Consider the following 17,665-nt stretch of genomic DNA (forward strand, 5'->3'; position numbering starts at 1 on the left):
CCGTCAGGTTCGTCATCGTCTGCTACCTTGGGAGAACCCGTTCACCCACAGGTGACTGACCATGGCCCGCACGACTCCCATCGAGCTGTACCGCAATATCGGCATCGTCGCCCATGTCGACGCCGGCAAGACCACCACCACCGAACGCATCCTGTTCTACACCGGGGTCAACCACAAGATGGGCGAGGTCCATGACGGCGCCGCCACCATGGACTGGATGGCCCAGGAGCAGGAGCGCGGCATCACTATCACCTCGGCGGCCACCACGGCCTTCTGGCAAGGCTCGACCAAGCAGTTCGCCAACAAGTACCGCTTCAACATCATCGACACCCCAGGCCACGTGGACTTCACCATCGAGGTGGAACGCTCGCTGCGCGTGCTCGACGGCGCGGTGGTGGTGTTCAGCGGCGCCGACGGGGTCGAACCGCAGTCCGAGACGGTCTGGCGCCAGGCCAACAAGTACCACGTCCCGCGCCTGGCCTACATCAACAAGATGGACCGCCAGGGCGCTGACTTCCTGCGCGTGGTCAGGCAGATCGACCAGCGCCTGGGCCACCATCCGGTGCCGATCCAGCTGGCCATCGGCAGCGAGGAAAATTTCCAGGGCCAGATCGACCTGGTAAAGATGAAGGCCATCTACTGGAACGACGCCGACCAGGGCACCAGTTATCGCGAAGAAGCCATCCCCGCCGAACTGCAGGCGCTGGCCGATGAATGGCGGGCGCACATGGTCGAGGCGGCAGCCGAGGCCGATGACGAGCTGCTCGGCAAGTTCCTCGAAGGCGAAGAACTGAGCACCGAAGAGATCAAGGCCGGTCTGCGCAAGCGCACCCTGAACAACGAAATCGTGCCGACCATCCTCGGTTCGTCGTTCAAGAACAAGGGCGTGCCACTGATGCTCGACGCGGTGATCGACTATCTCCCCGCCCCCAGCGAAATTCCGGCGATCAAGGGTACCGACCCGGACGATGAGAGCAAGCACCTGGAGCGCCACGCCGACGACAACGAGCCGTTCTCGGCCCTGGCCTTCAAGATCGCCACCGACCCTTTCGTCGGCACCTTGACGTTCGCCCGGGTGTACTCAGGCGTGCTCAGTTCAGGCAACGCTGTGCTCAACTCGGTCAAGGGCAAGAAGGAGCGCATCGGCCGCATGGTGCAGATGCATGCCAACCAGCGCGCCGAGATCAAGGACGTGTGCGCCGGCGATATCGCCGCACTGATCGGCATGAAGGACGTGACCACCGGCGATACGCTGTGCGATATGGACAAGCCGATCATCCTCGAACGCATGGACTTCCCCGACCCGGTGATCTCCGTGGCCGTCGAGCCCAAGACCAAAGCCGACCAGGAGAAGATGGGCATCGCCCTGGGCAAGCTGGCCCAGGAAGACCCGTCGTTCCGGGTCAAGACCGATGAAGAAACCGGCCAGACGATCATCTCCGGCATGGGCGAGCTGCACTTGGACATCATTGTCGACCGCATGAAACGCGAGTTCAACGTCGAGGCGAATATCGGCAAGCCGCAGGTGGCCTACCGTGAGAAGATCCGCAACACCTGCGAGATCGAGGGCCGGTTCGTGCGCCAGTCCGGCGGGCGCGGCCAGTATGGCCACTGCTGGATCCGCTTCGCCCCAGGCGACGAGGGCAAGGAAGGCCTGGAGTTCGTCAACGAGATCGTCGGTGGCGTGGTGCCGCGCGAGTACATCCCGGCGATCCAGAAAGGCATCGAGGAGCAGATGAAGAACGGGGTGCTGGCCGGTTACCCGCTGATCAGCCTGAAGGCTGCGGTGTACGACGGCTCGTACCACGACGTCGACTCCAACGAGATGGCCTACAAGATCGCCGCATCGATGGCCACCAAGCAGCTGTCGCAAAAAGGTGGGGCGGTGCTGCTGGAGCCGGTGATGAAGGTCGAGGTGGTGACCCCCGAGGAATACCAGGGCGATATCCTCGGCGACCTGAGCCGGCGCCGGGGGATGATCCAGGACGGCGACGAGACCCCGGCGGGCAAGGTGATCCGCGCCGAAGTGCCGCTGGGCGAGATGTTTGGCTACGCCACCTCGATGCGCTCGATGACCCAGGGTCGGGCCAGCTTCTCGATGGAGTTCACCCGCTATGCCGAAGCGCCGGCGAGCATCGCCGATGTCATCGTGAAGAAGAATCGCGGGGAGTCATAAGGCGAGCGCTACGCGCTCGACTCGGGGTAATCCCGCTCCCACAGGGATCGCGAAATCCTGTGGGAGCGGGATTACCCGCGAATGCATCAGATCAGACAGTGCTGCTTGTCAGTGCTGCTCACCCGCCCGCTTGAGCAGCTTCTTGCAGCGTTCCGAAAGATGCACCACCCGCAGGTGCTTGCCCGCCTTGGCATAACGTTCGCGCAAGGTCTTCAATGCCGCGATTGCTGAATAGTCCACGAAGCTCAGGTGCCTGCAGTCCAGGGTCACGCTGGCCGGGTCCTGCGCCGGGTCGAACTGATTGAGGAACGGCGTGGTCGAGGCGAAGAACAGGGTGCCGTGCACTTGGTAGACCTTGCCGCCTTCGTCATCGACATGGCTGTCGGCATACAGCTCGCGGGCGTGCTGCCAGGCGAAATTGATCGCCGCGATGACGATGCCGAACAGCACCGCGGCGGCCAGGTCGGTGAAGATCGTGACCACGGTCACCGCGATGATCGCCAGCACATCGCTCGCTGGTACCTTGTTCAACACCCGCAGCGACGCCCAGGCGAAGGTCTGCTGGGCCACCACGAACATCACGCCCACCAGCGCCGCCAGCGGGATGCGCTCAATCAGCGGCGACAGGAACAGCACGAACAACAGGATCATCACCCCGGCCACCACGCCTGACAGTCGACCTCGGCCATTGGAGCTGAGGTTGATCACGGTCTGGCCGATCATCGCGCAGCCGCCCATGCCGCCGCACAGCCCCGAAACCATGTTGGCCGCGCCCAGGGCTACGCATTCGCGATCTGGATAGCCACGGCTCTCGGTGAGCTCGTCGGTGAGGTTCAGGGTCAGCAGCGTTTCCAGCAGGCCGACCATGGCCATCAACACCGCATAGGGCCAGATGATCGTCAGGGTCTCCAGGTTCCAGGGCACCTGCGGCAGCGCCAGCTGCGGCAGGCCGCCGGCGATGTGGGCCATGTCGCCGAGGGTGCGGGTCGGCAGGTCGAGCAGGTAGACCAGCAAGCCCACCCCCAGGATCGCGACCAGGGCCGGTGGCACGACGCGGGTCAGGCGCGGCAGGACGTAGACCACCAGCATGGTCAGGGCCACCAGGCCGATCATCAGGTACAGGGGTGAGCCGCTGAGCCAGTGCTCGCCGTCTTTGAAGTGCTCGAGCTGGGCCAGGGCGATGACGATGGCCAGGCCGTTGACGAAGCCAAGCATCACCGGGTACGGCACCAGGCGCACCAGCTTGCCCAGGCGCAGCACACCGAACAGGATCATCACCACGCCACTGAGCAGGACCGTGGCCAGCAGGTACTGGGCACCGTGTTGTACCACCAGCGCGACGATGACCACTGCCATGGAGCCCGCAGCGCCGGAAATCATGCCCGGGCGGCCGCCGAACAGCGCAGTCAGGGTACAGATGATGAAGGCGCCATACAGGCCCATGAGCGGGTTGAGGTGCGCCACCAAGGCGAAGGCGATGCACTCGGGTACCAGGGCGAATGAGGTGGTGAGGCCGGCGAGCACGTCGGCGCGAAGTCGGGCGGGTTTCATGGGTTTCCTATGGTTTCCGGGGATGTGACGACGGCCCGGGCTGAACATCGAGGGGCGCGATGTTACGAAATTTGTCTTCGAGCAGCCACCGCGGCGACCTCAGCGCACCCGCTCACGGCTCTGTATCGCGAGGTCGAGGGCTCGCTGCATGTCCAGGCGTGCCGAGCGGCCCAGATCAGGGTGCTGCAACTGACCGTTGCGCTCCGACGGCAGGATCGGCGCCGTCAGGTCCTCGGCATCCATGGCCTCGAAATCCTGCCGCGGGCCCAGGGTCAGGGCACTGCGGCGTAGCAGCATTCGCACCTGCTCGGGGGCCAGCTGCGGATTGATCGACACCATGGCCGCCACGGTCGCGGTCACCAACGGCGTGGCGTAGGAGGTGCCACAGTGCGGGTCGCCGGCCTGGGACGGGCGAATACAGGCCGCGGCACTGACGTCCACGCGCATGTCGATGTTGGAGCTGCGCCGCTTGACCACATGTTCCGGGGCCTCCACAGGAACGGCGCGATCGCTGCGCTGGTGGCCGCCGACCACCAGCAACTGCTCGGTGACGAACGACGACGGCAAGCGGTACTCGTCGGTGCCGGACCAGGACGCTCCGTTGCCCGCCGAGTTGACCACCACCACATCAGGGTGAGCCTTGCGCAGCCAGAGGAAGAATTCTTCCAGCAGTTCTTCGTAGCCGCTCATGGCCAGGCCCGAGCGCACCAGGGAATCGACCTCGTCGCCTTGCACGTTCTTCGCGCCGACGCGGTGGATGCCCCAGCTCCAGTTCAACACCCGCACGCCATCCTCCACCAGGTTCACCGAGGCGGCGATGTTGGCCGTGATGCCAGCATCCGCGTTGCGCTCGACGATCACTTCGAAGCCCGGGCTGGCCTTACCCAGGCCGCTGAAGAAACCGCCCTGCACACCCTCCCCGCGCCCGGCCAGGATGCCGGCCACATGGCTGCCATGGCTGTCCGCCTGGTCGCCATCGCGGGCATAGAGGCACACCGGCGCTTTGCCACAACCACCGCGGTAGGCTTTGAATGCCGGCGCATCGAAGTCCACCTCCCGCTCGATGACACCGACGCGCAGCGGCTGGACGGGTATGGACGACAGTGGGATGCGCCTCTGGTAGAAATACAGCGCATCCAGGAAGCGATTGGCCGCCCACTCGTCTTGCTGGTCGATGGCCTTGGCCGCGTGATCGGTACTTTCCTCCCCTCGCTCCGGGGCGGACTCCTCGATGATCACGGCATCGACGCTGGTCTCGCTGCCCATACGCAGGATCAGCGCATCGCGCTGCACCAGGTTGCGCACCGGCAGGCGCAACTGATAGACGTTCAACGGCGGGATGGCACCGACCACCTGGGCACCGTACTTCGCGGCAATGCGCTGCGCCTCAGGCAGGCCATCGTGCTTTTCCTCGATCAGCAGGCTGACCAGGTCCAGGTAGGTGGTCAGGCCGTCCATGTTCTTCGCCACCTCGTCGGGGCCGGCAGCCACCACGTGGCTGCGCCGTTGGGTAAGCCACACAGGGTTGCTCTGCTGGCCATGGGCCTGAAGCCACAGCGGGGCACTGCGCTGGCGAGGCCGATCGAGGGTCAGCTTGAGCATGTCGCCATCACGAAGGACCTGGGCTTCGGAAAGCTGCACGCCATCGATCCATACCGCCGGCTTGCCTTGCCCCAGGCCCTGGGCGCGCAGGCACCATTGCTGTGGAGCATCGCTGAGCAGGTCGGCGCAACGCTGCAGCTGCTTGATGCGCAGGGGCTCCTGGGAGGCATTGGCGATGGATGCGAATAGGCAGAGCAGCAAGGCGAGAACCGGTTTCATAGGTGACAATCCGTTGGCTTCCCCTGGCTGCGACTGCCGGATCGGAGCAAAGGTTCATGTGGCCTGCGAGAGCCCTATCGCGGGGCAAGCCCGCTCCCACAGAATCTTGTGGGAATGGTTTTACCCGCGAATGGCCCCAGGCAGGCAAAAATGCCCGACACCGTGATCCAGGCCCGGCACATCTGCGACAAATTTGCCATCATGATCATTCCACCCGCGGAGATCATGGACATGCCGCTACGCCCTCTCATCGCCTCCCTGCTGCTGGCCGCGAGCCTCAATGCGCTGGCCGCCACCGAAGTCCTGCCGCTGCAGCACCGCACCAGCGCCGAACTGCTGCCGACGGCCCAGTCGCTCCTGGGCAAGGATGGCACCGTCAGCGCCTTCGAGAACAAACTGATCGTCAATGCCAGCCCCGAGCGCATCGACGACCTGCGCACCCTGCTGCAGCAACTCGACACCGCGCCCAAGCGCCTGCTGATCAGCGTCGACAACGACGACAGCAACTTCCAGGACAACCGCGGCAACGCCCGGGTCATCCAATACGGCACCAGCAACCGCGAAGGCGGCATGCAGCAGATACAGGCCAGCGAAGGCCAGCCGGCGCTGATCCAGGTGGGCCAGAGCATCCCCATCACCCGCACCAGCACCGACGGCTACGGCCGCCTTCATAGCGACACCGAATACCGCAATGTCACCCAGGGTTTCTACGTCACCCCGAGCCTGAGCGGCGATACGGTTCGTCTGCAAATAAGCACCAATAATGACCGACTGAGCAGCGAACGCCAGGATGTAGTAAAAGTCCAGAGCACCGACACGACGGTCACCGGCAAGCTCGGCGAGTGGATCACCCTGGCCGGACACAACCAGCAGAGCCAGGCCGGACAAAGCGCCTCGGCCATTACCTACAGCACCCAGCGGGGTGAAAACATGACATTACGGGTCAAAGTCGACCTTTTGGAGTGATCCCAGGCAATTCAAGGCCTCGACCAAAGGCCTTGAAACTGACCGAAGAGTCTCATTAGACCAAAGATGTAGTAAGCGAAAAAAAGCACTACAAAACATTTGACAGGCACTTTTTCCCAAGGGCATGATGGCCTCGCTCCCGCTAATCAGAGGCCCTGGCAAGGGCCTTCGAGATGCGCTCCTCCCTACCCCTTGGAGGCGTCTCGTGTCCATACGGCCCACAAGGCGGTTCGACGGGATTGCGACTGCGACGAAGAAGTTGTCCCGAGGGACGGAAGCGCATCACCGCAGCAACCGGCAGTCCTGTCGTACCGCAGCAAGGCAACCACGAGCCGACCTGTAGTCACACCCTGCCCGCCTGCACCCTCTTCCCCCTTCGAGCCTCCCGATCGCAAGCGCTTTCCCGCCGAGTAGACAGCCGCCAAGTCCCTGACCGCGTCGAGCACAAGCACCTACTTCACAAGACTGATGCGACGAGGTTTTATTTCCATGGCACTGACACGCGAACAGCAAATTGCAGCCCTTGAGAAAGACTGGGCCGAGAACCCGCGCTGGAAAGGCGTGACCCGTACCTATACCGCCGCCGATGTCGTCCGCCTGCGTGGTTCTCTGCAGCCGGAACACACCTTCGCCCGCCAGGGTGCAGAAAAACTGTGGAAGCTGGTCACCGAAGGTGCCCACCCGTCCTTCCGCCCCGAGAAAGATTTCGTCAACTGCATGGGCGCCCTGACCGGCGGCCAGGCAGTCCAGCAGGTGAAGGCCGGCATCCAGGCCATCTACCTGTCCGGCTGGCAGGTGGCCGCTGACAACAACTCGGCCGAGTCCATGTACCCTGACCAGTCGCTGTACCCGGTCGACTCGGTGCCGACCGTGGTCAAGCGCATCAACAACGCCTTCCGCCGCGCCGACCAGATCCAGTGGAAAGCCGGCAAGAACCCAGGCGACGAAGGCTACATCGATTACTTCGCGCCGATCGTGGCAGACGCCGAGGCTGGTTTCGGCGGCGTACTGAACGCCTACGAACTGATGAAGAACATGATCGAGGCAGGCGCCGCCGGCGTGCACTTCGAAGACCAGCTGGCTTCGGTGAAAAAATGCGGCCATATGGGCGGCAAGGTCCTGGTACCGACCCAGGAAGCGGTGCAGAAGCTGGTTGCCGCACGCCTGGCAGCCGACGTCGCCGGCGTACCGACCATCATCCTGGCCCGTACCGACGCCAACGCCGCCGATCTGCTGACCAGCGACTGCGACCCGTACGACCAGCCGTTCGTGGTGGGCGAGCGCACCCGCGAAGGCTTCTACAAGGTGCGCGCCGGCCTCGACCAGGCCATCGCCCGCGGCCTGGCCTATGCCCCGTACGCCGACCTGATCTGGTGTGAAACCGCCAAGCCGGACCTGGACGAAGCCCGCCGCTTCGCCGAGGCGATCAAGAAGGAATACCCGGACCAGATCCTGTCGTACAACTGCTCGCCGTCCTTCAACTGGAAGAAGAACCTGGACGACGCCACCATCGCCAAGTTCCAGCGCGAGCTGTCGGCCATGGGCTACAAGCACCAGTTCATCACCCTGGCAGGCATCCACAACATGTGGCACGGCATGTTCAACCTGGCGCACGACTACGCCCGCAACGACATGACCGCCTACGTGAAGCTGCAGGAGCAGGAGTTCGCCGACGCGAGCAAAGGCTATACCTTCGTGGCGCACCAGCAGGAAGTCGGTACCGGCTACTTCGATGACATGACCACCGTGATCCAGGGTGGTGCGTCTTCGGTGACCGCGCTGACCGGCTCGACCGAGGAAGAGCAGTTCCACTGATAGGGAAGCGCTAATGAAGGCCCAGGGCTTGCGAAAGCCCTGGGCCTTCTTATTTCGGGTGTTACGGGAGCGGGCTTACCGGCGATAAGGCCAGCGCAGCATCCCTGCGAATCGCGTCTATGCTTATGACTGTTCGCCACAAGAGTCCGCGCTCCGGTCGCGCCCTCCTATATATGCATCGACCAGCGGTCACGATCCGGCCCAGGCGGCTCAATCGATAAAGTGTTGACCTAGAGCGGTACAAAGGTTGTGCGCACCTGCTAGAACGAGACCCTTTCGCATTGGCAAGATGGGGCGCCGCTGAAATGCACTTTGCAAGCACCAGGCCAAGTTAAAAATGGCAGAACACCTCAAATGATAGTAATTATCATTACATAAACAGGGTGTCGTTACGCCACGCAAGAAACATAATTAACAAAAGCGGCGGGAATGCCCGAAACTCAAGGGTTTCAGCCATTTACGAACATTTTTTGTTCTTAATCCTACGAATAAATTTGCCACAGAAATTTTACTTGCACTGGGTTTACCCATAAAATCAGCCCGATTGATTCAGCTGCGACATTTGGTCACTGCAACCGCGACACCGCGTCGCCGCTCTACTTATTTCAGACTGCAGAGCTGGGTCTCTGTATAAGGATTTCTAGCATGTCCGATTCGGTAGGACTCATCGCCCATAACTGGGGCTTTGCCATCTTCCTCCTGGGTGTCGTCGGCCTGTGTGCCTTCATGCTCGGCCTGTCCAGCCTGCTCGGTAGCAAGGCTTGGGGCCGCGCCAAGAACGAACCCTTCGAATCCGGCATGCTGCCCGTCGGCAGCGCCCGCCTGCGCCTGTCCGCCAAATTCTATCTGGTCGCGATGCTGTTCGTGATCTTCGATATCGAAGCCCTATTCCTGTATGCATGGTCTGTGTCCGTCCGCGAAAGCGGCTGGACCGGATTCGTCGAAGCACTCGTTTTCATTGCAATTCTGTTGGCTGGTCTTGTCTACCTATGGCGCGTCGGGGCGCTCGATTGGGCTCCCGAAGGTCGCCGCAAGCGGCAAGCGAAGCTGAAACAATGAGGCTTTGGCATGCAATACAATCTCACCAGAATCGATCCGGATGCGCCCAACGAGCAGTATCCTGTCGGTGAACGGGAAACCGTCACCGATCAGCTGCTAGAGGACCAAGTCCACAAGAACATCTTCATGGGCAAGCTCGAAGATGTGCTGCGTGGCGCGGTCAACTGGGGTCGCAAGAACTCCCTCTGGCCGTACAACTTCGGCCTGTCCTGCTGCTATGTGGAAATGACCACGGCCTTCACGGCACCCCACGACATCGCCCGCTTCGGCGCCGAAGTCATCCGGGCCTCGCCGCGTCAGGCCGATTTCATGGTCGTCGCTGGCACCTGCTTCATCAAGATGGCGCCGATCATCCAGCGCCTCTATGAGCAGATGCTCGAACCCAAGTGGGTGATCTCCATGGGCTCGTGCGCCAACTCCGGCGGCATGTACGACATTTACTCGGTCGTTCAGGGGGTCGACAAGTTCCTCCCCGTGGATGTCTACGTGCCTGGCTGCCCGCCTCGCCCCGAAGCCTTCCTGCAGGGCCTGATGCTGCTGCAGGAGTCGATCGGCCAGGAGCGACGCCCGCTTTCCTGGGTCGTCGGCGATCAAGGCATTTACCGTGCCGAGATGCCCGCCCAGAAAGACCTGCGTCGTGAACAGCGCATCCAGGTCACCAACCTGCGCAGCCCCGACGAAGTCTGATCCAGCGACATGCCGCCCGTTCCGGAAGGAGCCGGCGGCCTGGCTTCATTCTCTACGTTGACTCAAAGCGACCGAGACCATGACAGCGGACACCGCTATTTATATTCCGCCTTACAAGGCTGACGACCAGGATGTGGTCGTCGAACTGCACAACCGTTTTGGCGCCGACGCTTTCGTCGCCCAGGAAACCCGCACCGGCATGCCGGTCCTGTGGGTGAACCGCGCCCAGCTCAAAGATGTCCTCTCCTTCCTGCGCAACGTCGCCAAGCCGTACAGCATGCTGTTCGACCTGCATGGCGTCGACGAGCGCCTGCGTACCCAGCGCCGCGGCCTGCCGGCTGCCGACTTCAGCGTGTTCTACCACCTGCTGTCGGTCGAGCGTAACAGCGACGTGATGATCAAGGTGGCCTTGAGCGAAGGCGACCTGAACCTGCCGTCGGTCACCGGTATCTGGCCCAACGCCAACTGGTACGAGCGCGAAGTCTGGGACATGTTCGGCATCGACTTCGCCGGCCACCCGCACCTGTCGCGCATCCTCATGCCGCCGACCTGGGAAGGCCACCCGCTGCGCAAGGACTTCCCGGCGCGCGCCACCGAGTTCGACCCGTACAGCCTGAACCTGGCCAAGCAGCAGCTTGAAGAGGAATCGGCACGCTTCAACCCCGAAGCCTGGGGCATGAAGCGCCATGGCGCCAACGAGGACTACATGTTCCTCAACCTGGGCCCTAACCACCCTTCCGCCCACGGTGCCTTCCGGATCGTCCTGCAACTGGACGGCGAAGAGATCGTCGACTGCGTCCCGGACATCGGCTACCACCACCGTGGTGCCGAGAAGATGGCCGAGCGCCAGTCCTGGCACAGCTTCATCCCCTACACCGACCGTATCGACTACCTCGGCGGGGTGATGAACAACCTGCCGTACGTGCTGGCCGTCGAGAAGCTGGCCGGTATCAAGGTGCCGCAGAAGGTCGACACCATCCGCGTCATGCTGGCCGAGTTCTTCCGGATCACCAGCCACCTGCTGTTCCTGGGCACCTACATCCAGGACGTCGGCGCCATGACTCCGGTGTTCTTCACCTTCACCGACCGCCAGCGCGCCTACACCGTGATCGAAGCGATCACCGGTTTCCGCCTGCACCCGGCCTGGTACCGCATCGGTGGCGTCGCGCACGACCTGCCGCGCGGCTGGGACAAGCTGGTCAAGGACTTCGTCGAATGGCTGCCCAAGCGCCTGGACGAGTACGAGAAAGCGGCCCTGCAGAACAGCATCCTCAAGGGTCGTACCATCGGCGTCGCCGCGTACAACACCCAGGAAGCGCTGTCGTGGGGTACCACCGGTGCCGGCCTGCGTGCCACCGGTTGCGACTTCGACCTGCGCAAGGCCCGCCCCTACTCCGGCTACGAGAACTTCGAGTTCGAAGTGCCGCTGGCCCACAACGGCGATGCCTACGATCGCTGCATGGTCCGCGTCGAGGAGATGCGCCAGAGTATCCGCATCATCGACCAGTGCCTGCGCAACATGCCGGAAGGCCCGTACAAGGCGGACCACCCGCTGACCACGCCGCCACCGAAAGAGCGCACCCTGCAGCACATCGAGACCCTGATCACCCACTTCCTGCAGGTCTCGTGGGGCCCGGTCATGCCGGCCAACGAGTCGTTCCAGATGATCGAGGCGACCAAGGGCATCAACAGTTACTACCTGACGAGCGATGGCGGCACCATGAGCTACCGCACCCGGATCCGTACCCCGAGCTACCCGCACCTGCAGCAGATCCCTTCGGTGATCAAAGGCAGCATGGTCGCGGATCTCATTGCGTACCTGGGCAGTATCGACTTCGTTATGGCTGACGTGGACCGCTAAGCATGAACAGCACGCTTATCCAAACCGACCGTTTCGTCCTGAGCGAAACCGAGCGCTCGGCCATCGAGCACGAGATGCACCACTACGAGGACCCGCGCGCGGCGTCCATCGAGGCCTTGAAGATCGTCCAGAAGGAGCGTGGCTGGGTGCCGGACGGCGCCATCTATGCCATCGGCGAAGTGCTCGGCATCCCGGCCAGCGATGTCGAAGGCGTGGCCACCTTCTACAGCCAGATCTTCCGCCAGCCGGTCGGCCGCCACATCATCCGTGTCTGTGACAGCATGGTCTGCTATATCGGCGGCCACGAGTCGGTGGTCAGTCAGATCCAGAGCGAGCTGGGCATCGGCCTGGGTCAGACCACGGCCGACGGGCGTTTCACCCTGCTGCCGGTGTGCTGCCTGGGCAACTGCGACAAGGCTCCGGCCCTGATGATCGACGACGACACCTTTGGCGACGTGCAGCCAGCCGGCGTTGCCAAATTGCTGGAGGGCTACGTATGACCATCACTTCCTTCGGCCCGGCCAACCGCATCGCGCGTTCGGCTGAAACCCACCCGCTGACCTGGCGCCTGCGTGACGACGGCGAGCCGATCTGGCTCGAGGAATACCAGGCCAAGAACGGCTATGCCGCCGCCCGCAAGGCGCTGGCGCAGATGTCCGCGGACGACATCGTGCAGAGCGTCAAGGACTCCGGCCTAAAAGGCCGTGGCGGCGCAGGCTTCCCCACTGGCGTGAAGTGGGGCCTGATGCCCAAGGACGAGTCCCTGAACATCCGCTACCTGCTGTGCAACGCGGACGAGATGGAGCCCAACACCTGGAAGGACCGCATGCTGATGGAGCAACAGCCCCATCTGCTGGTCGAGGGCATGCTGATCAGCGCCCGCGCCCTGAAAGCCTACCGCGGCTACATCTTCCTGCGTGGCGAATACACCACCGCGGCGAAGCACCTCAACCGCGCCATCGCGGAAGCCAAGGCCGCAGGCCTTCTGGGCAAGAACATCCTCGGCAGCGGCTTTGACTTCGAGCTGTTCGTGCACACCGGTGCCGGGCGCTACATCTGCGGTGAAGAAACCGCACTGATCAATTCCCTGGAAGGCCGCCGCGCCAACCCGCGCTCCAAGCCGCCCTTCCCTGCCGCCGTCGGCGTGTGGGGCAAGCCGACCTGTGTGAACAACGTCGAAACCCTGTGCAACGTCCCGGCCATCGTCGCCAACGGCAACGACTGGTACAAGTCGCTCGCCCGCGAAGGCAGCGAGGACCACGGCACCAAGCTGATGGGCTTCTCCGGCAAGGTGAAGAACCCGGGCCTGTGGGAACTGCCGTTCGGCGTCACCGCCCGCGAGCTGTTCGAGGACTATGCCGGCGGCATGCGCGACGGCTACAAGCTCAAGTGCTGGCAGCCTGGCGGCGCCGGTACCGGCTTCCTGCTGCCTGAGCACCTGGATGCGCAGATGTACGCCGGTGGCATCGCCAAGGTCGGCACCCGTATGGGTACAGGCCTGGCCATGGCGGTCGACGACAGCATCAACATGGTCTCGCTGCTGCGCAACATGGAAGAGTTCTTCGCCCGTGAGTCCTGCGGCTGGTGCACCCCGTGCCGCGACGGCCTGCCCTGGAGCGTGAAGATGCTGCGCGCCCTGGAGAAAGGCCAGGGCCGCGCCGAAGACATCGAGACCCTGCTGGGTCTGGTCAACTTCCTCGGCCCAGGCCGCACCTTCTGTGCCCACGCACCGGGCGCCGTGGAGCCACTGGGCAGCGCCATCAAGTACTTCCGCTCGGAATTCGAGGCCGGTGTCGCCCCAGCCGCGGCTGGCGACGCCCTGCGCCCGAACCTGGCAAAGCCTATCCCGGCCGGGCCGGTCGTGGTCGGCGCATAACAAGATGAAACGCGGATGGCCCATGCCATCCGCCCGCCAGCAGGCTCGCCCAGACGCGAGCCGCAGGCACACCGATTTCCATTAGCCACGCCCGCTCACGCGGGCCAACGAAGAACTTTGAACCATGGCCACTATCCACGTAGACGGCAAAGCGCTCGAAGTCAACGGTGCAGACAACCTGTTACAGGCCTGTCTGTCGCTCGGCCTCGACATCCCCTATTTCTGCTGGCATCCGGCGCTCGGTAGCGTCGGCGCCTGCCGGCAATGTGCGGTCAAGCAATACACCGACGAGAACGACACCCGTGGTCGTATCGTCATGTCCTGCATGACCCCTGCCTCCGACGGCACCTGGATCTCCATCGACGATGAAGAGTCCAAGGCGTTCCGCGCCAGCGTCGTCGAATGGCTGATGACCAACCACCCGCACGACTGCCCGGTGTGCGAGGAAGGCGGCCACTGCCACTTGCAGGACATGACGGTAATGACCGGCCACAACGAGCGCCGCTACCGTTTCACCAAGCGTACCCACCAGAACCAGGACCTCGGCCCGTTCATCGCCCACGAGATGAACCGCTGCATCGCCTGCTACCGCTGCGTACGCTACTACAAGGACTACGCCGGCGGCACCGACCTGGGTGTCTATGGTGCCCACGACAACGTGTACTTCGGTCGCGTCGAGGATGGCGTGCTGGAGAGCGAATTCTCCGGCAACCTGACCGAGGTCTGCCCGACCGGTGTGTTCACCGACAAGACTCACTCCGAGCGCTACAACCGCAAGTGGGACATGCAGTTCGCCCCGAGTATCTGCCATGGCTGCTCCAGCGGTTGCAACATCAGCCCCGGTGAGCGCTACGGCGAACTGCGCCGCGTCGAGAACCGCTTCAACGGTTCGGTCAACCAGTATTTCCTGTGCGACCGCGGCCGCTTCGGCTATGGCTACGTCAACCGCACCGACCGCCCGCGCCAGCCACATCTGGCCGATGGCACCAAGCTGGGCCTGGACGCTGCCCTGGACAAGGCCGCCGACCTGCTGCGCGGCCGTACCATCGTCGGCATCGGCTCGCCGCGCGCGAGCCTCGAGAGCAACTACGGCCTGCGCGAGCTGGTTGGCGCCGACTACTTCTACTCGGGTATGGAAGCCGGCGAGCTGGCCCGCGTACGCCTGGTACTGGACGTGCTGAACAACAGCCCGCTGCCGGTCCCGACCCTGCGCGACATCGAAGACCACGACGCGGTGTTCGTACTCGGTGAAGACCTGACCCAGACCGCCGCCCGCGTCGCCCTGGCCGTGCGCCAGGCCACCAAGGGCAAGGCCGAGGCCATGGCCGACGCCATGCGCGTACAGCCCTGGCTCGACGCCGCGGTGAAGAACATCGGCCAGCACGCGCTGTATCCGCTGTTCATCGCCAGCCTGGCTGAAACCAAGCTGGACGACGTCGCCGAGGAGTGCGTGCACGCCGCCCCAGCCGACCTCGCCCGCCTGGGCTTCGCCGTGGCCCACGCCATCGACCCGAGCGCGCCTGCCGTTGCCGGCCTGGACGACGAAGCCAAGGCCCTGGCCCAGCGCATCGCCGACGCCCTGGTCGCCGCCAACCGCCCATTGGTGGTCGCCGGTACTTCCCTGGCCGACCCTGCACTGATCGAAGCAGCCGCCAACATCGCCAAGGCCCTGAAGCTGCGCGAGAAGAACGGCTCGCTGAGCCTGGTCGTGCCTGAGGCAAACAGCCTCGGCATGGCCATGATGGGCGGTGAGTCCGTCGACGCCGCGCTGGACGCCGTCATCAGCGGCAAGGCCGACGCCATCGTGGTGCTGGAGAACGACCTGTACGCCCGCGTACCGGCCGCCAAGGTCGACGCAGCCCTGGCTGCGGCCAAAGTAGTGATCGTCGCCGACCACTCCAAAACCCCGACCGTCGACCGCGCCCACCTGGTGCTGCCGGCCGCCACCTTCGCCGAAGGCGACGGCACCCTGGTCAGCCAGGAAGGCCGTGCCCAGCGCTTCTTCCAGGTGTTCGACCCGCAGTACCTGGACAGCAGCATCCTGGTCCACGAAGGCTGGCGTTGGATGCACGCCCTGCGTGCCACCCTGCTGAACAAGCCGGTCGACTGGACCCAGCTCGACCAGGTCACCAGTGCCTGCGCCGAGGTCGCGCCGCAGCTGGCCGGCATCGTCAATGCCGCGCCAAGCGCTGCGTTCCGCATCAAGGGCCTGAAGCTGGCGCGTGAACCCCTGCGCTACTCCGGCCGCACCGCCATGCGCGCCAACATCAGCGTGCACGAGCCGCGCACTCCGCAGGACAAGGACACCGCCTTCGCCTTCTCCATGGAAGGCTACTCGGGCAGCGCAGAACCGCGCCAGCAGGTACCGTTCGCCTGGTCCCCTGGCTGGAACTCGCCCCAGGCCTGGAACAAGTTCCAGGACGAGGTCGGTGGCCACCTGCGCGCCGGCGACCCGGGTGTACGCCTGATCGAGTCGCAGGGCGATCGCCTGAACTGGTTCACTGCCATCCCGGGCGCCTTCAACCCGGCCCGCGGCACCTGGACTGCCGTGCCGTTCTACCACCTGTTCGGCAGCGAGGAATCCTCCTCCCGCGCAGCCCCGGTACAAGAGCGTATCCCGGCCGCCTACGTGGCCCTGGCCAAGTCCGAGGCCGACCGCCTGGGCGTCAACGATGGTGCCCTGCTGAGCCTGAACGTGGCCGGCGTGTCGCTGCGCCTGCCGCTGCGCATCAATGAACAGCTGGGCGCAGGCCTGGTCGCCCTGCCGAAAGGCCTGGCCGGTATTCCGCCAGCCATCTTCGGCGCATCCGTCGAAGGCCTGCAGGAGGCAGCACAATGAGCTGGTTCACCCCCGAAGTGATCGATGTGATCCTCACCGTCGTCCGGGCCATCGTGGTCCTGCTGGCGGTGGTGGTCTGCGGCGCGCTGCTCAGCTTCGTCGAGCGCCGCCTGCTGGGCTGGTGGCAGGACCGCTACGGTCCGAACCGTGTCGGCCCGTTCGGCATGTTCCAGATCGCTGCCGACATGCTGAAGATGTTCTTCAAGGAAGACTGGAACCCGCCCTTCGTCGACCGCATGATCTTCACCCTGGCACCGGTGGTGGCCATGAGCGCCCTGCTGATCGCCTTCGTGATCATCCCGATCACCCCGCTGTGGGGCGTGGCGGACCTGAACATCGGCCTGTTGTTCTTCTTCGCCATGGCGGGTCTGTCGGTGTACGCCGTGCTGTTCGCCGGCTGGTCGTCGAACAACAAGTACGCCCTGCTCGGCAGCCTGCGTGCCTCGGCCCAGACCGTGTCGTACGAAGTGTTCCTGGGCCTTGCGCTGATGGGCGTGGTGGTTCAGGCCGGCTCGTTCAACATGCGCGACATCGTCGACTACCAGGCGCAGAACCTGTGGTTCATCATTCCGCAGTTCTTCGGCTTCTGCACCTTCTTCATCGCTGGCGTCGCCGTGACCCACCGTCACCCGTTCGACCAGCCGGAAGCGGAACAGGAACTGGCCGACGGCTACCACATCGAATATGCCGGCATGAAATGGGGCATGTTCTTCGTCGGTGAGTACATCGGCATCATCCTGATCTCGGCGCTGCTGGTGACCCTGTTCTTCGGCGGCTGGCACGGCCCGTTCGGCCTGCTGCCACAGGTTCCGTTCCTGTGGTTCGCCCTCAAGACCGCGTTCTTCATCATGCTGTTCATCCTGCTGCGCGCCTCGATCCCGCGCCCACGCTATGACCAGGTGATGGACTTCAGCTGGAAGTTCTGCCTGCCGCTGACCCTGATCAATTTGCTGGTGACCGCTGCGATCGTGCTCTACAACACGCCAGCCGTCGCGGCCCAGTGAGGATTTGACC

General features: G+C 63.9%; 12 protein-coding genes. 10 read left to right on the forward strand and 2 right to left on the reverse strand.

The annotated features are described in order from the left end of the window. Positions 1–61: 61 nt before the first annotated feature. A complete protein-coding gene (gene fusA / locus ACNFCI_RS03570) occupies positions 62–2,176 on the forward strand; it encodes an elongation factor G (protein ID WP_084859157.1) in 2,115 nt (704 codons plus the stop codon). 108 nt (positions 2,177–2,284) lie between these two features. Here the strand turns inward: fusA and ACNFCI_RS03575 are convergent, their stop codons facing one another. Both ACNFCI_RS03575 and ACNFCI_RS03580 read right to left on the reverse strand, forming a co-directional pair. Further along, positions 2,285–3,727, reverse strand: coding sequence for a SulP family inorganic anion transporter (locus ACNFCI_RS03575; RefSeq protein WP_084859159.1), 1,443 nt, complete (start codon positions 3,725–3,727; stop codon positions 2,285–2,287). A gap of 99 nt (positions 3,728–3,826) precedes the next feature. After that, positions 3,827–5,548: a S8/S53 family peptidase gene (locus tag ACNFCI_RS03580; RefSeq protein ID WP_416767426.1), complete on the reverse strand. Its 1,722-nt coding sequence runs from the start codon at positions 5,546–5,548 to the stop codon at positions 3,827–3,829. 231 nt (positions 5,549–5,779) lie between these two features. Here ACNFCI_RS03580 and ACNFCI_RS03585 point away from each other — a divergent pair, with 231 nt between their 5' ends. The 9 genes from ACNFCI_RS03585 to nuoH all read left to right on the forward strand — a co-directional run bounded on the left by ACNFCI_RS03585 (position 5,780) and on the right by nuoH (position 17,655). Beyond that, entirely contained in the window at positions 5,780–6,514 is a 735-nt protein-coding gene (locus ACNFCI_RS03585; RefSeq protein ID WP_084859213.1) for a secretin N-terminal domain-containing protein, read from the forward strand. A 489-nt stretch (positions 6,515–7,003) separates the two neighbouring features. Continuing rightward, positions 7,004–8,329, forward strand: a complete 1,326-nt coding sequence (gene aceA / locus ACNFCI_RS03590) for an isocitrate lyase (RefSeq protein ID WP_084859163.1) — start codon at positions 7,004–7,006, stop codon at positions 8,327–8,329. A 645-nt stretch (positions 8,330–8,974) separates the two neighbouring features. Then, complete coding sequence (locus ACNFCI_RS03595) at positions 8,975–9,388, forward strand: NADH-quinone oxidoreductase subunit A (protein ID WP_043209159.1); 414 nt, start codon at positions 8,975–8,977, stop codon at positions 9,386–9,388. Between the two features lie 9 nt (positions 9,389–9,397). Next, the gene (locus tag ACNFCI_RS03600) at positions 9,398–10,075 is read left to right on the forward strand and encodes a NuoB/complex I 20 kDa subunit family protein (protein WP_043209157.1); all 678 of its coding nucleotides are present in this window, start codon (positions 9,398–9,400) and stop codon (positions 10,073–10,075) included. 79 nt (positions 10,076–10,154) lie between these two features. Then, positions 10,155–11,936, forward strand: a complete 1,782-nt coding sequence (nuoC, locus tag ACNFCI_RS03605) for an NADH-quinone oxidoreductase subunit C/D (protein WP_084859165.1) — start codon at positions 10,155–10,157, stop codon at positions 11,934–11,936. Positions 11,937–11,938: 2 nt separating this feature from the next. Next, positions 11,939–12,436: an NADH-quinone oxidoreductase subunit NuoE gene (gene nuoE, locus ACNFCI_RS03610; protein WP_084859167.1), complete on the forward strand. Its 498-nt coding sequence runs from the start codon at positions 11,939–11,941 to the stop codon at positions 12,434–12,436. Continuing rightward, complete coding sequence (gene nuoF / locus ACNFCI_RS03615) at positions 12,433–13,812, forward strand: NADH-quinone oxidoreductase subunit NuoF (RefSeq protein ID WP_416767427.1); 1,380 nt, start codon at positions 12,433–12,435, stop codon at positions 13,810–13,812. Before nuoE ends, nuoF begins: the two co-directional genes overlap by 4 nt. Before the next feature lie 124 nt (positions 13,813–13,936). Further along, a complete protein-coding gene (gene nuoG / locus ACNFCI_RS03620; protein WP_084859170.1) occupies positions 13,937–16,651 on the forward strand; it encodes an NADH-quinone oxidoreductase subunit NuoG in 2,715 nt (904 codons plus the stop codon). Beyond that, positions 16,648–17,655, forward strand: coding sequence for an NADH-quinone oxidoreductase subunit NuoH (gene nuoH, locus ACNFCI_RS03625; protein ID WP_084859172.1), 1,008 nt, complete (start codon positions 16,648–16,650; stop codon positions 17,653–17,655). Before nuoG ends, nuoH begins: the two co-directional genes overlap by 4 nt. The last annotated feature ends 10 nt before the right edge of the window (positions 17,656–17,665 follow it).

The sequence above is a fragment of the Pseudomonas sp. NY15356 genome (assembly GCF_048068175.1).
Taxonomy (GTDB): Bacteria; Pseudomonadota; Gammaproteobacteria; order Pseudomonadales; family Pseudomonadaceae; genus Aquipseudomonas; species Aquipseudomonas putida_K.